The sequence below is a fragment of the Mycobacterium sp. genome, assembly GCF_008709575.1.
GTDB lineage: Bacteria > Actinomycetota > Actinomycetes > Mycobacteriales > Mycobacteriaceae > Mycobacterium.
This window is the reverse complement of sequence record NZ_VYIK01000005.1, coordinates 24,547-39,509: the sequence shown is the minus strand read 5'-3', so window position 1 is coordinate 39,509 and position 14,963 is coordinate 24,547. Positions and strand designations below refer to the sequence as shown.

Here is a 14,963-nt window from a genome sequence, read left to right as displayed (position 1 = left end):
GGAATTAGGCGCTGCCGGCCAGTTTCTCCCTTAGCGCGGCAAGTTGAGCGTCACTGGCCAACGCGCCACCCTGTTGAGGTTCGCCGGGTGCGCCGCCGGCCGACGAATCCTGCTTCGCGGCACCTTCCGCCCCGGCGGCCGCGAACTTCTCCATCTGCGCCGTGTGCATCTTGTGGCGGCGCTCGGCCTCGGCGTAGCGCGCCTCCCACTCGGCGCGCTGCTTGTCGAAACCCTCCAGCCACTCGTTGGTCTCGGGGTCGAAGCCCTCCGGGAAAATGTAGTTGCCCTGCTCGTCGTAGCTGTCGGCCATACCGTACTTGGCCGGGTCGAACTCTTCGGTGTAGTCCTCGTTGGCCTGCTTGAGCGACAGCGAAATACGGCGACGTTCCAGGTCGATGTCGATGACCTTGACCATCGCATCGTCGCCGACGGCCACCACCTGGTCGGGCACCTCGACGTGCCGCTCCGACAACTCCGAGATGTGCACCAGACCCTCGATGCCCTCCTCGACGCGGACGAACGCCCCGAACGGCACCAGCTTGGTCACCTTGCCGGGCACGATCTGACCGATCGCGTGGGTGCGGGCGAAGTGCCGCCACGGGTCTTCCTGGGTAGCTTTGAGCGACAACGACACCCGCTCGCGGTCCATGTCGACGTCGAGCACCTCGACAGTGACCTCGTCGCCGACCTGCACCACCTCGGACGGGTGGTCGATGTGCTTCCAGCTGAGCTCGGAGACGTGCACCAGGCCGTCGACGCCGCCGAGGTCGACGAACGCGCCGAAGTTGACGATCGAGGACACCACACCCTTGCGGATAGCGCCCTTTTGCAGCTGGTTGAGAAACTCGCTGCGCACCTCGGACTGGGTCTGCTCCAGCCAAGCCCGCCGCGACAGCACCACGTTGTTGCGGTTCTTGTCCAGCTCGATGATCTTGGCCTCGATCTCTTTGCCGATGTAGGGCTGCAGGTCACGAACCCGGCGCATCTCGACCAGCGACGCCGGCAGGAAGCCGCGCAGCCCGATATCGAGGATCAGGCCGCCCTTGACGACCTCGATGACAGTGCCCTTGACGGCCTCGTCCTTCTCTTTGAGCTCCTCGATCCTGCCCCAGGCGCGCTCGTACTGGGCGCGCTTTTTAGACAAGATCAGCCGGCCGTCCTTGTCCTCCTTGGTCAAAACCAGGGCCTCGACCTTGTCCCCGACCGACACCACCTCGTGGGGGTCGACGTCGTGTTTGATGGACAGTTCGCGAGACGGGATGACCCCCTCGGTCTTGTAGCCGATATCGAGCAAGACCTCGTCCCGGTCAACCTTGACGATTGTCCCTTCGACGATGTCGCCATCGTTGAAGTACTTGATCGTTTTATCGATGGCGGCGAGAAAATCCTCGGAGGAGCCGATATCGTTGACGGCTACTTGGGGCGAGGTGATGGTGGGACTCGGCATATTGTTGGGTTGCTCCGGACAGCTTGGGTCGTAGGGACAAAGCAGGTTTACCCGTCGAGGCTACTCGACTGCGCGTTCGGTGGACAAACGCCAACCGCTCACGTCGAGTCTGCACCCGGTGCGAGAAAAACGTCGGCAAATGATAGCAGGCTGCCGATCCGGCGGGTGGACGCCAGCCTCTAGTGTGCGGCCGCGTCCCAGCTGTGACCGTAACCTACCGAGACCTCCAGGGGAACGTCGAGCGGGTAGGCGCTGCCCATCTTGTCGCGCACCAACGCCTCAACCTGCTCCCGCTCGCCCGGGGCGATCTCCAGCAACAATTCGTCGTGCACCTGCAGCAACATCCGGGACCCTAACCGCGACTCGCGCAGCGCCTTGTCCACCTCGATCATCGCCACCTTGATGATGTCGGCGGCGCTGCCCTGGATCGGCGCGTTGAGGGCGGCCCGCTCGGCGGCCTCCCGCACCTGGCGATTGCTGCTGTCCAGCTCGGGCAGGTAGCGGCGTCGGCCCAGCACCGTCGAGGTGTAGCCGTCCTTGCGGGCCTGCTCGACGACGGCGTGCAGGTAGTCGCGCACGCCACCGAAGCGGGTGAAGTACTGCTCCATCTGGACCTTGGCGTCCTCGGTGGAGATCTTCAGCTGCTGGGCCAGCCCGTAGGCACTCAGGCCGTAGGCCAGCCCGTAGGACATCGCCTTGACCCGGCGCCGCAGCTCCGGTGTGACCTCCTCGATCGGCACGCCGAACGCCCGGGCGGCGACGAAGGTGTGCAGGTCCTCACCGGTGCGGAACGCCTCGATGAGTCCGGCGTCACCGGACAGGTGGGCCATGATCCGCATCTCGATCTGGCTGTAGTCGGCCGTCATCAGCTCGGCATAGCGCGCACCGACGACGAACGCCGCCCGGATCTGCCGGCCGGCGTCGGTGCGGATGGGGATGTTCTGCAGGTTGGGTTCGGTCGAGGACAGCCTGCCGGTCGCCGTGATCGTCTGGTTGAACGTGGTGTGGATCCGCCCGTCGGCGGCAACCGAGTTGAGTAATCCGTCGACGGTGACTTTCAGCCGGGTGGCGTCGCGGTGCGCCAGCAGGTGCGCCAGGAACGGATGCCCGGTTTTGTCGAACAGCGACTGAAGCGCGTCGGCGTCGGTGGTGTATCCGGTCTTGGTGCGCTTGGTCTTGGGCATCTCCAGCTCATCGAAGAGCACCGCCTGCAGCTGCTTGGGCGAGCCGAGGTTGATCTGTTTGCCGATCACCGCGTAGGCGGCCTCGGCGGCGTCCCGGATCTGGTCGCCGAACTGGCTCTGCAGCCCGGCCAGCAGGTCCATGTCGACGGCGATGCCCGCGGCTTCCATGCCGGCCAGCACCCGTTGGACCGGCAGTTCCATGTTCGCCAGCAGCGCAGCGGAATCGATGCGGGCCAACTCGCGCTCCAGCACGTCGGCCAGGTCGGCGACGGCGCGGGCCCGCACGATCGCCGTCTGGACCGTCTGCCGGTCGGTGCCATCGGCGTCGTCGAGCAGAGACAGTTGCTGCTGCTCTGTCTGTTCCGCGCGCAGCTCGCGGCGCAAGTAGCGCAGCGACAGGTCGTCGAGGCTGAAGCTGCGCTGTCCGGGCCGGACCAAATAGGCGGCCAGCGCAGTGTCGGAAGTGACCCCGCTCAGGGCCCATCCGCGTCCGGCCAGGGCGTGGATGGCCAGCTTTGCTTCGTGCAGCGCCTTGGGTTTGTCCGGGTCGGCCAGCCAAGCGGCCAGCGCGGCGTCGTCGTCGGGGGTCAGCGCGGTGGTGTCGAGGTAGCCGGCCTCGCCGTCGCCGGCGGCGACCGCCAGCGCGGAGGTGTCGCCGTCGTAGGCGAGGTAGGTGCCGATCACCGCGAGACCGGCTCGGCGCCCGTCTCCGGCATGGACCTCCAGCCATCGCCCGACCGTGCCGGGTTCCAACACGCCGCCGCGCACGTCGAAGCCCTCGTCGACGTCCGACACGCCCGTTCCGGCGGCGGCCAGGGTGTCGAACAGCCGGTCGCGCAACACCCGAAACTCCAACTGGTCGAACAGTTGGTGGATCTTGTCGCGGTCCCAGGGCTGCATGCGCAGCGTGTCGGGGGACTGCGCCAGCGGCACGTCACGCACCAGCTCGGTGAGTTCGCGGTTGCGGATGACGCCGGCCACATGCGCGCGCAGCGCGTCACCCACTTTGCCGGGCACCGCGTCGGCGTGATCGACCAGTGATTCCAGCGAACCGTACTGCGCGATCCATTTCGCCGCGGTCTTCTCCCCCACGCCGGGGATACCGGGCAGGTTGTCGCTGGGATCGCCGCGCAGCGCGGCGAAATCCGGATACTGCCGGGGTGTCAGCCCATACTTTTCGATGACGGCTTGGGGGGTGAAACGGGTCAACTCGCTGACCCCCTTGCGCGGATAGAGCACCGTCACGTTGTCGCTGACCAGTTGCAACGCGTCCCGGTCGCCGGTGACCACCAGCACGCGGAAACCCTCGTTTTCGGCCCGGGTGGCCAGCGTGGCGATCACGTCGTCGGCTTCGAAACCCGGCTCGGAGAGCACGGTGATCCCCAGCGCGGACAAGACGTCCTTGGTGATGTCGATCTGGCCGGCGAACTCGTCGGGGGTGGCCGAGCGGGTCGCCTTGTACTGCGGATAGCGGTCGGAGCGAAAGGTCTGTCGCGACACGTCGAACGCCGCCGCCACATGCGTCGGGGATTCGTCGCGCAGCAGGTTGATCAGCATCGCGGTAAAGCCGTACACCGCGTTCGTGGTCAGCCCGCCGGCAGTTTTGAAGTTGTCCGCCGGCAGCGCATAGAACGCCCGGTAGGCCAGCGAATTGCCGTCCAGCAGCAGCAACGTAGGCCTGCCGGCAGCGGCCTGGCCGGTGTCCGTCGTGGGGCTCGCGGTCCGCGCTGGGCTCACGGCCTTAACTCTAGGCACCGGCGCCGATACCAAAAGCACCTCGGTAGGCTGGTCGGGTGCCATCAGCCACCCGCCGAGCACCGGCGATCGAGGGATGGTTCGCTTCCGACGACTCCGGGCGGCCCCACCTGATCGGCGCGAAATGCCCGCAGTGCGGCACCTACGTGTTTCCGCCCCGCGCCGCGCATTGCCCCAACCCGGCGTGCGACGGCGACCGGCTGGATGCGGTTGCGTTGTCCCGGCGCGGCACGCTGTGGAGCTACACCGAGAACCGATATGCCCCGCCGCCGCCATATCCGGCCCCCGACCCGTTCGAGCCGTTCGCGATCGCCGCGGTCGAACTGGCCCACGAAGGGCTGATCGTGCTGGGCAAGGTGGCCGAGGGCAGGCTGGCCGCCGACTTGACCGTCGGCATGGAGATGGAGCTGACCACGATGCCGCTGTTCACCGACGAGGACGGCGTGGAGCGGATAGTCCACGCGTGGCGGATCGCGTGAGCACGCCCGACCCGGTCTACATCTTGGGTGCCGGCATGCATCCGTGGGGCAAATGGGGAACCGACTTCACCGACTACGGAGTCGTCGCCGCGCGGGCCGCGCTGGCCGAGGCGGGCCTGGATTGGCGGCAGATCCAGCTGGTCGCCGGGGCGAACACCATCCGCAACGGCTACCCGGGGTTTGTCGCCGGTGCGACGTTCGCCCAGAAGCTCGGCTGGACCGGGGTGCCGGTCAGTTCCAGCTACGCGGCCTGCGCCAGCGGCTCGCAGGCGCTGCAGGACGCCCGCGCCCAGATTCTGGCGGGGTTCTGCGACGTCGCGTTGGTGGTGGGCGCCGACACCACGCCGAAGGGCTTTTTCGCGCCGGTGGGCGGGGAACGGAAAACCGACCCGGATTGGCAGCGGTTCCATGTGATCGGTGCGACCAACCCGGTCTACTTCGCGCTGTTGGCGCGCCGGCGGATGGATCTCTACGGCGCTACTGCCGAAGACTTCGCCGCGGTGAAAGTCAAAAACGCCCGCCATGGCCTGGCGAACCCGAACGCGCGGTTCCGCAAGGAGACCTCGGTCGAGGAGGTGCTGGCCAGCCCGGTAGTGGCCGATCCGCTTCGGCTGCTGGACATCTGTGCCACCTCCGATGGCGCGGCCGCGCTGGTCGTGGCCAGCGCCGCGTTCGCCCGCCAACACCTCGGGTCGCTCAAGGGTGTGCCGTCGGTGCGGGCGGTCAGCATCCGCACCCCGCGCTATCCGCAGCACCTACCCGAATTACCGGATATCGCGACGGATTCCACCGCGGCGGTGCCGGCGCCCGAGCGGGTGTTCAAGGATCAGATCCTCGACGCGGCCTACGCCGAGGCCGGTATCGGGCCCGAGGACCTCAGCCTGGCCGAGGTCTATGACCTGTCCACCGCGCTGGAGTTGGACTGGTATGAGCATCTCGGCTTGTGCGCCAAGGGTGCGGCCGAGGGGCTGCTGCGCAGCGGCGCGACGAGGATCGGCGGCACGATCCCGGTCAACCCGTCGGGCGGGCTGGCCTGCTTCGGCGAGGCGATCCCCGCGCAGGCGATCGCGCAGGTCTGCGAGCTCACCTGGCAGCTGCGCGGCCAGGCAACCGGGCGGCAAGTCGAAGGCGCCGCGGTCGGCATCACCGCCAACCAGGGCCTGTTCGGGCACGGCTCCTCGGTGATCGTGGCGCGCTAACCCGCTGTCCCGCCCGTCCCGCCGAGTGTGCGTGTCGCCGGGCGACACGCCGCGTGTCGGCGCGCAACAGCGCACGCTCACGATCCGGGAGTCAGGGGTGATCTTTGGGGGTGTCGAGGGAGTCCAGCACGACTTCGGCGACCCGCTTCATCGTGGTCCGTCGGTCCATCGCGGCCCGCTGAATCCACTTGAACGCCTCCGGCTCGGTCATGCCTTGCTTGGTCTGCAGCAGGCCTTTAGCGCGCTCGATAAGCTTGCGGGTCTCCAGCCGGTCGGACAACGTCGCCACCTCGCGCTCCAGCTCGATCAGTTCATCGAACCGGGACAACGCCAGTTCGATCGCCGGCACCAGGTCGCTGACGGTGAACGGCTTCACCAGATAGGCCATCGCCCCGGCATCGCGGGCACGTTCGACCAGGTCGCGCTGGCTGAACGCGGTGAGCATGACGATCGGCGCGATCCGTTTGCCGGCGATCTCCGAGGCAGCGTCGATGCCGTCACGCCGCGGCATCTTCACGTCCATGATCACCAGCTCGGGTCTGAGCTGCTCGGCCAGTTCGACCGCCTTCTGGCCGTCGTCGGCCTGCCCGACGATGTCGTAGCCCTCTTCGCGCAGCATCTCGATCAGGTCGAGCCGGATGAGCGCCTCGTCCTCGGCGACCAGAACTCGGCGTGGGGCGACTGCGTCGTCGCCCGGCACAGCGGCAGTCATGACGCCATTGTGTCCCGGGCGGGCGCGGTCCACGACCCCGGGGTTGTCACGCCGCGCGACCACCCCGATCCTCTATGGTGGGAGGCCTCAGCAGCCTGAGGAAGCCGAGCCCTCGTATCCCAACTGGCAGAGGAAACGGACTCAAAACCCGTACAGTGTGGGTTCGAATCCCACCGAGGGCACCCCGCAGGATCGCCGAGCAGCCTTGACCGGCACCCAAAAGCCCAGCTCACTCGCTAGGCTTTGGGCCATGGCGGCAAAAAAGGACGCCCCGCTGACCCGGCTGTGGACCGATGGTGCGCCGCCGAGACTCGACTGCGTCGCGGCTGTGCGGACAGATTCGCGTGCCCGTAGTCGCCACTACAGCGAACGCCTCGCACGGCGCCAGCGCGTGCTGACCATCACTGCGTCACTGGCGGGGATGGTCAGCGCGAGCTTCGCGATCGTGACATTCCTGACCGGCACCACAGCAGCAAACTGGCGGCTCGGGTCGATCAACGTCGCCGCCGCGGTGATCTTCGCTGTCGTGCCGCTGCTCAACCGCTTCGGCGAGCTGATAGCACCGCTCACCTTCACCGGCACGGCGTACATCTCGGTGTTCATCAACGCCTGGGACGCGGGCACCGCCGCGGGCTCTCAGTTCTTTCTCCTGGTCGGCGCATGTTTGGTGGTGCTGCTGCTGGGCATCGAGCACATCGCGCTGGCGGTGGTGCTGGCCGCCGTCGCCGCGGGGCTGGTGATCGCGCTGGAGTTCTTCGTCCCACGCAGCACCGGGCTTGCACCGGATTGGGTGCTGTCGCTGGATTTCGTGCTGACCACGGTGTCGGCCTGCGTGATAGCGGTCGCGACGATGTGGTACGCGCTGCGCGAAGTCCGCCGGGCCGAGGCGGTCATGGAAGTCGAGTACGACCGATCCGAGGCGCTGCTGGCCAACATGCTGCCGGCCAGCATTGCGGCCCGACTCAAGGATCCGGTCTCCGGTGTCATCGCCGACAAGTACGACGACGCCTCGGTGCTGTTCGCGGACATCGCGGGGTTCACCGAGCGGGTCAGCGACACGCCGCCGGACGAGCTCATCCGTTTTCTGGACCGGCTCTACACCGCGTTCGACACGCTGGTGGACCGATACGGGCTGGAGAAGATCAAGGTCAGCGGTGATTCCTACATGGTGGTCAGCGGGGTGCCCCGGCCGCGTCCCGACCACGTCGAGGCGCTGGCGGACCTGGCGCTGGACATCGCCGCCACCGCGGCCGGGCTGACCGATCCGCACGGTAACCCCGTGCCGCTGCGGATCGGGCTTGCCAGCGGACCGGTGGTGGCCGGTGTGGTGGGCTCCCGCCGGTTCTTCTACGACGTGTGGGGGGACGCGGTCAACCTGGCATCGCGGATGGAGTCCACCGATGCCGTCGGGCGGATCCAAGTGCCCGAGACCGTATACGAGCGTCTGAAGAGCGATTTCGTGTTGGAGGAGCGCGGCGAGGTCAACGTCAAGGGCAAGGGCCTGGTGCGCACCTGGTATCTGGTCGGGCGCAAGCCCGACACCGGCGCCGGGGAAGTCACTGCCGCGACGCCTCGGCAGGCCATCCTCTGAGACCACCGGTAATTGCTGCACCGCGATCGCGGGTATGCAAGACTGCGCGCATGCAACCCACCACCATTCCCAGTCTGTTGCCGCACCTGTGGAAGTCCACGCTGGTCTCGGGTCTCCTGGCGCTGGCTCTTGGCATCCTGACCCTGGTATGGCCGGGACTGACCATCTTGGTCGCCGCCATCGTGTTCGGGGTGTATCTGCTGATAATCGGTGTCACGCAGGTCGTTTTCGCATTCAGTCTGCACGTCTCGACGGGCGGACGGGTGCTGCTGTTCATCAGCGGGGCGGCGGCGCTGATTTTGGCGCTGCTGGCGTTCCGGCACTTCGGCAGAGATCCGTTCACCGCGATCCTGCTGCTGGCCATCTGGATTGGCGTCGGCTTCCTGTTCCGCGGCGTGGCAACGACGATCTCGGCCATCAGCGATCCCACCCTGCCGGGCCGGTGGTGGTCGGTGTTTCTCGGTGTGATCAGCCTGTTGGCCGGCATTGTGATGATCGCATCGCCGTTCGAATCCATCGACATCCTGGCGTTCGTCGTCGGTGTCTGGCTCGTCGTGATCGGCGTGCTGGAAATTGTGACGTCGTTCGGTGTGCGCAGCGCCGCCAAGAAACTGTTCACGGCGCCGGGCGACAGTCCGGCTCGGTCGTGACCAACCGGCATGCACAGCAGGGCCGCGGCATCGGCCCCCTTGGGTACTACACTATGTCGTAGTAGGTTCGTTATAGGCCGTGGCCCCAGGCCGCGCAATCGGGGAGATGACACATGGACGTCGTCGACATTTCACGGTGGCAGTTCGGCATCACCACCGTCTACCACTTCATTCTGGTGCCGCTCACCATGGGCTTGGCACCGTTGGTCGCGGCGATGCAGACGGTCTGGGCGATCACCGGCAACGTCGCCTGGTATCGGCTCACGAAGTTCTTCGGCAAGTTGTTCTTGATCAACTTCGTGCTCGGGGTGGCCACCGGGATCGTTCAGGAATTCCAGTTCGGGATGAACTGGAGCGAGTACTCCCGGTTCGTCGGCGACGTCTTCGGCGCTCCGCTGGCCATGGAGGGTCTGGCCGCGTTCTTCTTCGAATCGACCTTCCTCGGATTGTGGATCTTCGGGTGGGACCGGCTGCCGCGGGCGGTGCATTTGGCCTGCATCTGGCTCGTCGCGATCGGGGTCGAGATGTCCGCGTTCTTCATCATCGCGGCGAACGCCTTCATGCAGCATCCGGTCGGCGCGCGCTACAACCCGATCACGCGGCGGGCCGAGCTGACCAGCATCTGGGCATTACTCACCAATAACACTGCGCAGCAAGCGTTTTTGCACACCTTCACCGCCGGGCTGCTGACCGGGGGGACGTTCGTCGCCGCGATCTCCGCCTGGTGGATGGTTCGCGGCAAAACCGCCGACGACGCCCGCACGATGTATCGGCCGGCCACCATCGTGGGATGTCTTGTCGTGCTGGTCGCCGCGGTCGCGTTGTTCTTCACCGGGGATGCCCAGGGCAAGCTGATGTTTCGCCAGCAGCCGATGAAGATGGCGTCGGCGGAGTCGTTGTGCCACACCGAGACCGATCCGGACTTGTCTTTGCTGACCATCGGCACGCACAACAATTGCGACAGTGTCACCGAGGTGGTCAAACTGCATTACGCGCTGCCGTTTTTGGCCGAGGGCCGATTCAGCGGCGTCACATTGCAAGGAGTCAAGGACCTGCAGCGCGAATACCAGCAGCGGTTCGGGCCGGGGAATTACCAGCCGAATCTCTTCGTGACCTACTGGTCGTTCCGGGCGATGATCGGATTGTTGCTCATCCCGGTGGCCTTCGCGCTGGCCGCGTTGTGGCTGACCCGTGGTGGGCGAATCCCCACGCAGTCGTGGTTCTCCCGGTTCGCGCTGCTGGCTATACCCACTCCATTTCTGGCCAGCATCGCCGGTTGGATATTCACCGAGATGGGCCGCCAGCCCTGGGTGGTGGCCCCCAATCCGACCGGTGACCAGATGATCCGGATCACCGTCCAGCAAGGCGTCTCACACCATGGCTCAGCGATGGTGCTCACCTCCCTGGTGATGTTCACCGTGGTGTACGGGATACTCGCGGTGATCTGGTTTTGGCTGCTCAAGCGCTACACCATCGAAGGGCCGCAGGAACACGACGCGCAACCGATCGCCCCCGCTCCGGCCGGTGCGGACGAGGTGGCTCCGCTGTCGTTCGCTTATTGAGTGCCTGACAGAAGGGAGTCGATCGGTGGGCCTTCAAGAACTGTGGTTCGGCATCCTCGCGGCGCTGTTCCTTGCTTTCTTCGTCCTCGAGGGCTTCGACTTCGGGGTGGGCATGCTGATGGAACCGTTGGCCCGGGTCGGCAACGACGATCCGGAGAGGCGCCGTCGCGCAGCACTCAACACCATCGGCCCGGTATGGGACGGCAACGAGGTGTGGGTGATCACCGCGGGCGCGGCGATGTTCGCTGCTTTTCCCGGCTGGTACGCCACCGTGTTCTCGACGCTCTACCTGCCGCTGCTGGCGATCCTGTTCGGCATGATCGTGCGCGCGGTCGCCATCGAATGGCGCGGAAAGGTCGACGACCCGAAGTGGCGCGGCTGGGCCGACTTCGCGATCGCCGCCGGATCCTGGCTGCCCGCGCTGCTGTGGGGTGTGGCGTTCGCGGTGCTGGTCCGCGGCCTGCCGGTGGACGCCGAGCATCACGTGGCGCTGTCCATCGGCGACGTGCTCAACGCCTATACGCTGCTGGGTGGTCTGGCTACCCTTGGGCTGTTCCTGTTCTACGGCGCGGTGTTCCTCGCGCTAAAAACGGCCGGTGCCATCCGCGACGACGCCCTGCGGTTCGCGGGGTGGTTGTCGCTGCCGGTGACGCTGCTGGTCGCCGGCTTCGGAATCTGGACTCAGCTCGCCTACGGCAAGCCCTGGACGTGGCCGGTGCTGGCCGTTGCGGTCGTCGCGCAGTTGGCGGCGGTGACGGTGGTGTTCGGCCGGAAACGAGAGGGCTGGGCGTTCCTGTCGGCCGGCGTGGTCGTTGCCGCCGTCGTGGTGCTGCTGTTCGGAGCGCTGTACCCGAACCTGATACCCTCCACCCTGAACCCGCAGTGGAGTCTGACCATCGCCAATGCGTCGTCTACGCCCTACACGTTGAAAGTCATGACGGTGGTGGCGGGACTGCTGACTCCGTTGGTGATGATGTACCAAGGCTGGGCATATTGGGTTTTCCGGCAACGTATTTCGGTTGAAAGGATACCGCCGTCCGCCGGCCTGGCCACACACCCGTCCTGAGCACGAGCAGTCGCGCGCCGCTGGATCCTCGACTGTGGCGGTCATCTGCGCCGCTGCGGCGCTTGCTGACCGCGACGGTGGTCTGCGGTGTGATGATCTCGGGCTGCGCAGTCGGTTCGGCGATCGTGCTGGCGCACATCGTGTCCGGGGTCATCGAACACCCCGCCGCGGGCGGCTTGCACCAGTGGGCAGCGGAATTGTCGGTCCTGTCGGCGCTATGGGCGGTTCGTACCGTCGTGTCCTGGCTTCAAGCACGGCTGGGCCAGCGGGGTGCCAGCGCGGTGATCGCCGACCTCGCCGGGCAAGTGCTGACCGCGGTCACCGCCCGTGACCCGCGCCACCTGACGACCCAGCAGGATGCCGCCGCGGCGGTGGTCACCCGGGGGCTCGACGGGCTGCGACCGTATTTCACCGCCTACCTGCCGGCGCTGTTCCTGGCGGCGGTCCTGACCCCGGCCAGCGTTGTCGTCATCGGGGCCTACGATCTGCAATCGGCGGTGATCGTGCTGATCACGCTGCCGCTCATCCCGATCTTCATGGTGTTGATCGGGGTGGCGACCGCTGAGCGGTCCGCCGCGACCCTGGCCGCGATGACCACCCTGCAGGCCCGGCTGCTGGACCTGGTCGCCGGCATTCCGACGCTGCGCGCGCTCGGCCGTGCTGTCGGTCCCGAGCGCCGCATCGCCGAACTGGCCGCCGCGCACCGGCGGTCGGCCATGGCCACGTTGCGGATCGCCTTTCTCTCGGCGCTGGTGCTCGAATTGCTGGCCATGCTGGGCGTGGCCGTCGTCGCGGTCGACATCGGCTTGCGTTTGCTGTCCGGACAGATCGGCCTGACCGCCGGTCTGGCAGTGCTGCTGCTGGCGCCCGACGTGTACGCGCCGATGCGCCGCGTTGGCGTGGAATTCCATGCCGCCCAGGACGGCCGGGCCGCAGCCGATCGGGCGTTCACCCTGATCGGCGGCGCCGTGCCGGCGACGCGGGGTGCGCAGACGGTGGTCGCGCGCGGGGCGGTGATCCACCTCGAGCAGCTCAGTGTGGCCGGCCGTGACGGGCTGGCGCCCCGCGAGCTGAGCGCGGTCGTCGAACCCGGTCAGGTGACCGTATTCACCGGAGCCAACGGCGCGGGCAAGAGCACCGTGTTGCAGGTGATCGCCGGCCTCATCGCGCCGACATCGGGTCGCGTCACCGTCGCCGGGGCCGACATCGCCGACCTGGAACCGACCGCATGGTGGCGACAGATCGCGTGGCTGCCGCAGTACCCGGCACTGGTGCCGGGCACCATCGCCGACAACCTGACGCTGTTCGGGCCGCTGACAGACCCCGCAGCCGCGTGCGCGGCGTCCGGCTTCGACGCGGTCCTCGATCAGCTGCCCCAGGGAGCGCAGACCGTCATCGGGCGCGGCGGCGTCGGGCTGTCCCTGGGTCAGCGCCAACGCCTCGGGTTGGCGCGGGCCTTCGGGTCGACGGCCCCGGTGCTGTTGCTGGACGAACCCACGGCACACCTGGACGCGGCCACCGAGAACACCGTGCTGCGTTCCCTAGTCGAGAGAGCCCGCGCCGGCGCGACGGTGGTGATCGTCGGGCACCGCGAACCGGTCCTGGCCATCGGGGACCGGGTCGTCGAGGTCTGCGCGGAGCATCCTGCCCATGTGTGACCCGCTGCGGGCCGCGCTGCAGTTGCTCCGGCCGCGACTGACCCGTCTGCTGCTGGCCGTCGCGCTCGGCGTGCTGTCGCTGAGCAGTGCGCTGGCGCTGGCCGGGACGTCGGCGTGGCTGATCACCCGGGCCTGGCAAATGCCGCCGGTGCTCGATCTTTCGGTCGCGGTGGTGGCGGTACGGACCTTCGCGATTTCCCGCGGCGTGCTGCGCTACTGCGAACGGCTGGCCAGTCACGACGCCGCGCTGCGCGCCGCCGGCACCGCCCGCGCGCAACTGTATTCCCGGCTGGCGCACGGGCCGGCCGACATCGCGACCCGGTTGCACAGCGGTGAACTGGTAGCCCGCGTCGGCGCGGACGTCGACCAGCTGGCTGATGTGCTGGTGCGCGCCCTGCTGCCGATCGGTGTCGCGGCGGTGCTGGCCGTCGCCGCCACCGCGGTCGTCGCCGTCATCTCCGTGTCGGCCGCGGCGGTCATGGGAACCTGCCTGCTGGTGGCCGGTGTGGCCGCACCGTGGTTGGCCGCGCGCGCTGCCGCGGCACAGGAGGCCCTCGCGCGGCGGCATCGGGGCGAACGTGACGTAGCGGCGATGTTGGCGCTCGAGCATGCGCCACAGCTGCGGGTCGGCGGCACGCTTCCCGCCGTCGTCGCCGAATCGCAGCGACAACAACGTGACTGGGGGCACGCCATCGATGCCGCCGCGCGGCCGGCCGCAGTCGCCGAAGCCGTGCCCACCGCCGCGATCGGAGTCAGCGTGCTGGGCGCCGTCGTCGCGGGCATCGCGATCGCACCGACGGTCGCGCCCACCACACTGGCCGTGCTGATGTTGTTGCCGTTGTCGGCCTTCGAGGCCACCACTGCCCTGCCGGCCGCCGCGATCCAGCTGACCCGGTCACGACTGGCGGCGCGGCGGCTGATGGATCTGGCGCCCGCCGGCCCGCCACGACCGGTGCAGCCCGGCGCCGCACTGCCCCGCACGACGGCGGCCGCCCGGCTGCGCGCGCAGAACCTGCTCACCGGGTACCGGGGCGCACGGCCAGTCACCGTCGACCTGCCGCCGGGCGCCCGACTGGCAGTCACCGGGCCCAGCGGTGCCGGTAAGACCACGCTGCTGATGACCCTGGCGGGTCTGGTGCCGCCCACGGGCGGCCAGGTCACGCTCGACGGCACCCCGGTCGATCTGCTCGACGAACACGAATTACGGCGCGCGGTCGGATTCTTCGCCGAGGACGCCCACGTGTTCGCCACCACGATCCGGGACAACCTGCTGGTGGCGCGCGGTGACTGCCCCGACGAGGAGCTGACGTCGGCGCTGCGCCGGGTTGGTCTGGGCGGCTGGCTGGCCGGTCTGCCGGACGGGTTGACGACCGTGCTGGCCGGCGGGGCGCGCGCGCTGTCGGCGGGGCAACGCCGGCGGCTGCTGCTGGCGCGGTCATTGATCTCGCCGGCACGGATCGTGCTGCTCGACGAACCGACCGAGCATCTCGACGCCGCCGACGCCGAGCCTCTGCTGCGCAGCCTGCTCGATCCGGGCGGCCCGCTGCTCAGTGCAGCGCGCACGGTGGTGGTGGCGACCCACCACCTGCCCAGCGGCCTTCGTTGCGCTGAGCTGCGCCTGGGCTCCCTTGAGTATTCTGACGGCTGATCGCCTACTGTG

11 protein-coding genes and 1 tRNA gene are annotated in these 14,963 nt (G+C 67.8%); 9 read left to right on the top strand and 3 right to left on the bottom strand.

The features are described from left to right. Positions 1–4 precede the first annotated feature (4 nt). Together rpsA and polA are read right to left on the bottom strand one after the other, a co-directional pair. The gene (gene rpsA / locus F6Q13_RS02080; RefSeq protein ID WP_293051532.1) at positions 5–1,447 is read right to left on the bottom strand and encodes a 30S ribosomal protein S1; all 1,443 of its coding nucleotides are present in this window, start codon (positions 1,445–1,447) and stop codon (positions 5–7) included. Positions 1,448–1,626: 179 nt separating this feature from the next. Beyond that, positions 1,627–4,386 (bottom strand): DNA polymerase I, encoded by a 2,760-nt coding sequence (gene polA / locus F6Q13_RS02075; protein WP_293051530.1) that lies wholly within the window; start codon positions 4,384–4,386, stop codon positions 1,627–1,629. A 38-nt stretch (positions 4,387–4,424) separates the two neighbouring features. Between polA and F6Q13_RS02070 the strand changes: the two genes are divergently transcribed. Together F6Q13_RS02070 and F6Q13_RS02065 are read left to right on the top strand one after the other, a co-directional pair. Next, positions 4,425–4,865 carry an OB-fold domain-containing protein gene (locus F6Q13_RS02070; protein ID WP_293051527.1) on the top strand — a complete coding sequence of 147 codons (441 nt, stop codon included), beginning with the start codon at positions 4,425–4,427 and terminating at the stop codon, positions 4,863–4,865. A gap of 35 nt (positions 4,866–4,900) precedes the next feature. Further along, positions 4,901–6,064 carry a lipid-transfer protein gene (locus F6Q13_RS02065; protein WP_293051634.1) on the top strand — a complete coding sequence of 388 codons (1,164 nt, stop codon included), beginning with the start codon at positions 4,901–4,903 and terminating at the stop codon, positions 6,062–6,064. Positions 6,065–6,155: 91 nt separating this feature from the next. Here F6Q13_RS02065 and F6Q13_RS02060 read toward each other — a convergent pair whose 3' ends face one another. Continuing rightward, positions 6,156–6,776, bottom strand: coding sequence for an ANTAR domain-containing response regulator (locus tag F6Q13_RS02060; RefSeq protein WP_293051525.1), 621 nt, complete (start codon positions 6,774–6,776; stop codon positions 6,156–6,158). 108 nt (positions 6,777–6,884) lie between these two features. On the opposite strand from F6Q13_RS02060, the gene F6Q13_RS02055 reads away from it, so the two are divergent. The 7 genes from F6Q13_RS02055 (at position 6,885) to cydC (ending at position 14,951) form a co-directional block, all read left to right on the top strand. Continuing rightward, positions 6,885–6,958, top strand: a tRNA-Leu gene (locus F6Q13_RS02055). Between the two features lie 68 nt (positions 6,959–7,026). Next, entirely contained in the window at positions 7,027–8,367 is a 1,341-nt protein-coding gene (locus tag F6Q13_RS02050) for an adenylate/guanylate cyclase domain-containing protein (protein ID WP_293051523.1), read from the top strand. Between the two features lie 50 nt (positions 8,368–8,417). Continuing rightward, the gene (locus tag F6Q13_RS02045; protein ID WP_293051520.1) at positions 8,418–9,017 is read left to right on the top strand and encodes an HdeD family acid-resistance protein; all 600 of its coding nucleotides are present in this window, start codon (positions 8,418–8,420) and stop codon (positions 9,015–9,017) included. Positions 9,018–9,130: 113 nt separating this feature from the next. After that, the gene (locus tag F6Q13_RS02040) at positions 9,131–10,579 is read left to right on the top strand and encodes a cytochrome ubiquinol oxidase subunit I (protein WP_293051517.1); all 1,449 of its coding nucleotides are present in this window, start codon (positions 9,131–9,133) and stop codon (positions 10,577–10,579) included. Positions 10,580–10,604: 25 nt separating this feature from the next. Further along, entirely contained in the window at positions 10,605–11,645 is a 1,041-nt protein-coding gene (gene cydB / locus F6Q13_RS02035; protein ID WP_293051514.1) for a cytochrome d ubiquinol oxidase subunit II, read from the top strand. 53 nt (positions 11,646–11,698) lie between these two features. Continuing rightward, on the top strand, positions 11,699–13,303 hold the full coding sequence (gene cydD, locus F6Q13_RS02030; RefSeq protein ID WP_293051631.1) for a thiol reductant ABC exporter subunit CydD: 1,605 nt from the start codon (positions 11,699–11,701) through the stop codon (positions 13,301–13,303). Further along, positions 13,296–14,951 carry a thiol reductant ABC exporter subunit CydC gene (gene cydC / locus F6Q13_RS02025; protein WP_293051512.1) on the top strand — a complete coding sequence of 552 codons (1,656 nt, stop codon included), beginning with the start codon at positions 13,296–13,298 and terminating at the stop codon, positions 14,949–14,951. The genes cydD and cydC overlap by 8 nt, the downstream gene beginning before the upstream one ends. Positions 14,952–14,963 lie beyond the last annotated feature (12 nt).

Excerpts from the sequence above, each read along its gene's own strand:
- rpsA (WP_293051532.1), bottom strand. The coding sequence starts at position 1,447 with ATGCCGAGTCCCACCATCACCTCGCCCCAAGTAGCCGTCAACGATATC.
- F6Q13_RS02065 (WP_293051634.1), top strand. The coding sequence starts at position 4,901 with ATGCATCCGTGGGGCAAATGGGGAACCGACTTCACCGACTACGGAGTC.
- F6Q13_RS02060 (WP_293051525.1), bottom strand. The coding sequence starts at position 6,776 with ATGACTGCCGCTGTGCCGGGCGACGACGCAGTCGCCCCACGCCGAGTT.
- F6Q13_RS02050 (WP_293051523.1), top strand. The coding sequence starts at position 7,027 with ATGGCGGCAAAAAAGGACGCCCCGCTGACCCGGCTGTGGACCGATGGT.
- F6Q13_RS02045 (WP_293051520.1), top strand. The coding sequence starts at position 8,418 with ATGCAACCCACCACCATTCCCAGTCTGTTGCCGCACCTGTGGAAGTCC.
- F6Q13_RS02040 (WP_293051517.1), top strand. The coding sequence starts at position 9,131 with ATGGACGTCGTCGACATTTCACGGTGGCAGTTCGGCATCACCACCGTC.
- cydC (WP_293051512.1), top strand. The coding sequence starts at position 13,296 with ATGTGTGACCCGCTGCGGGCCGCGCTGCAGTTGCTCCGGCCGCGACTG.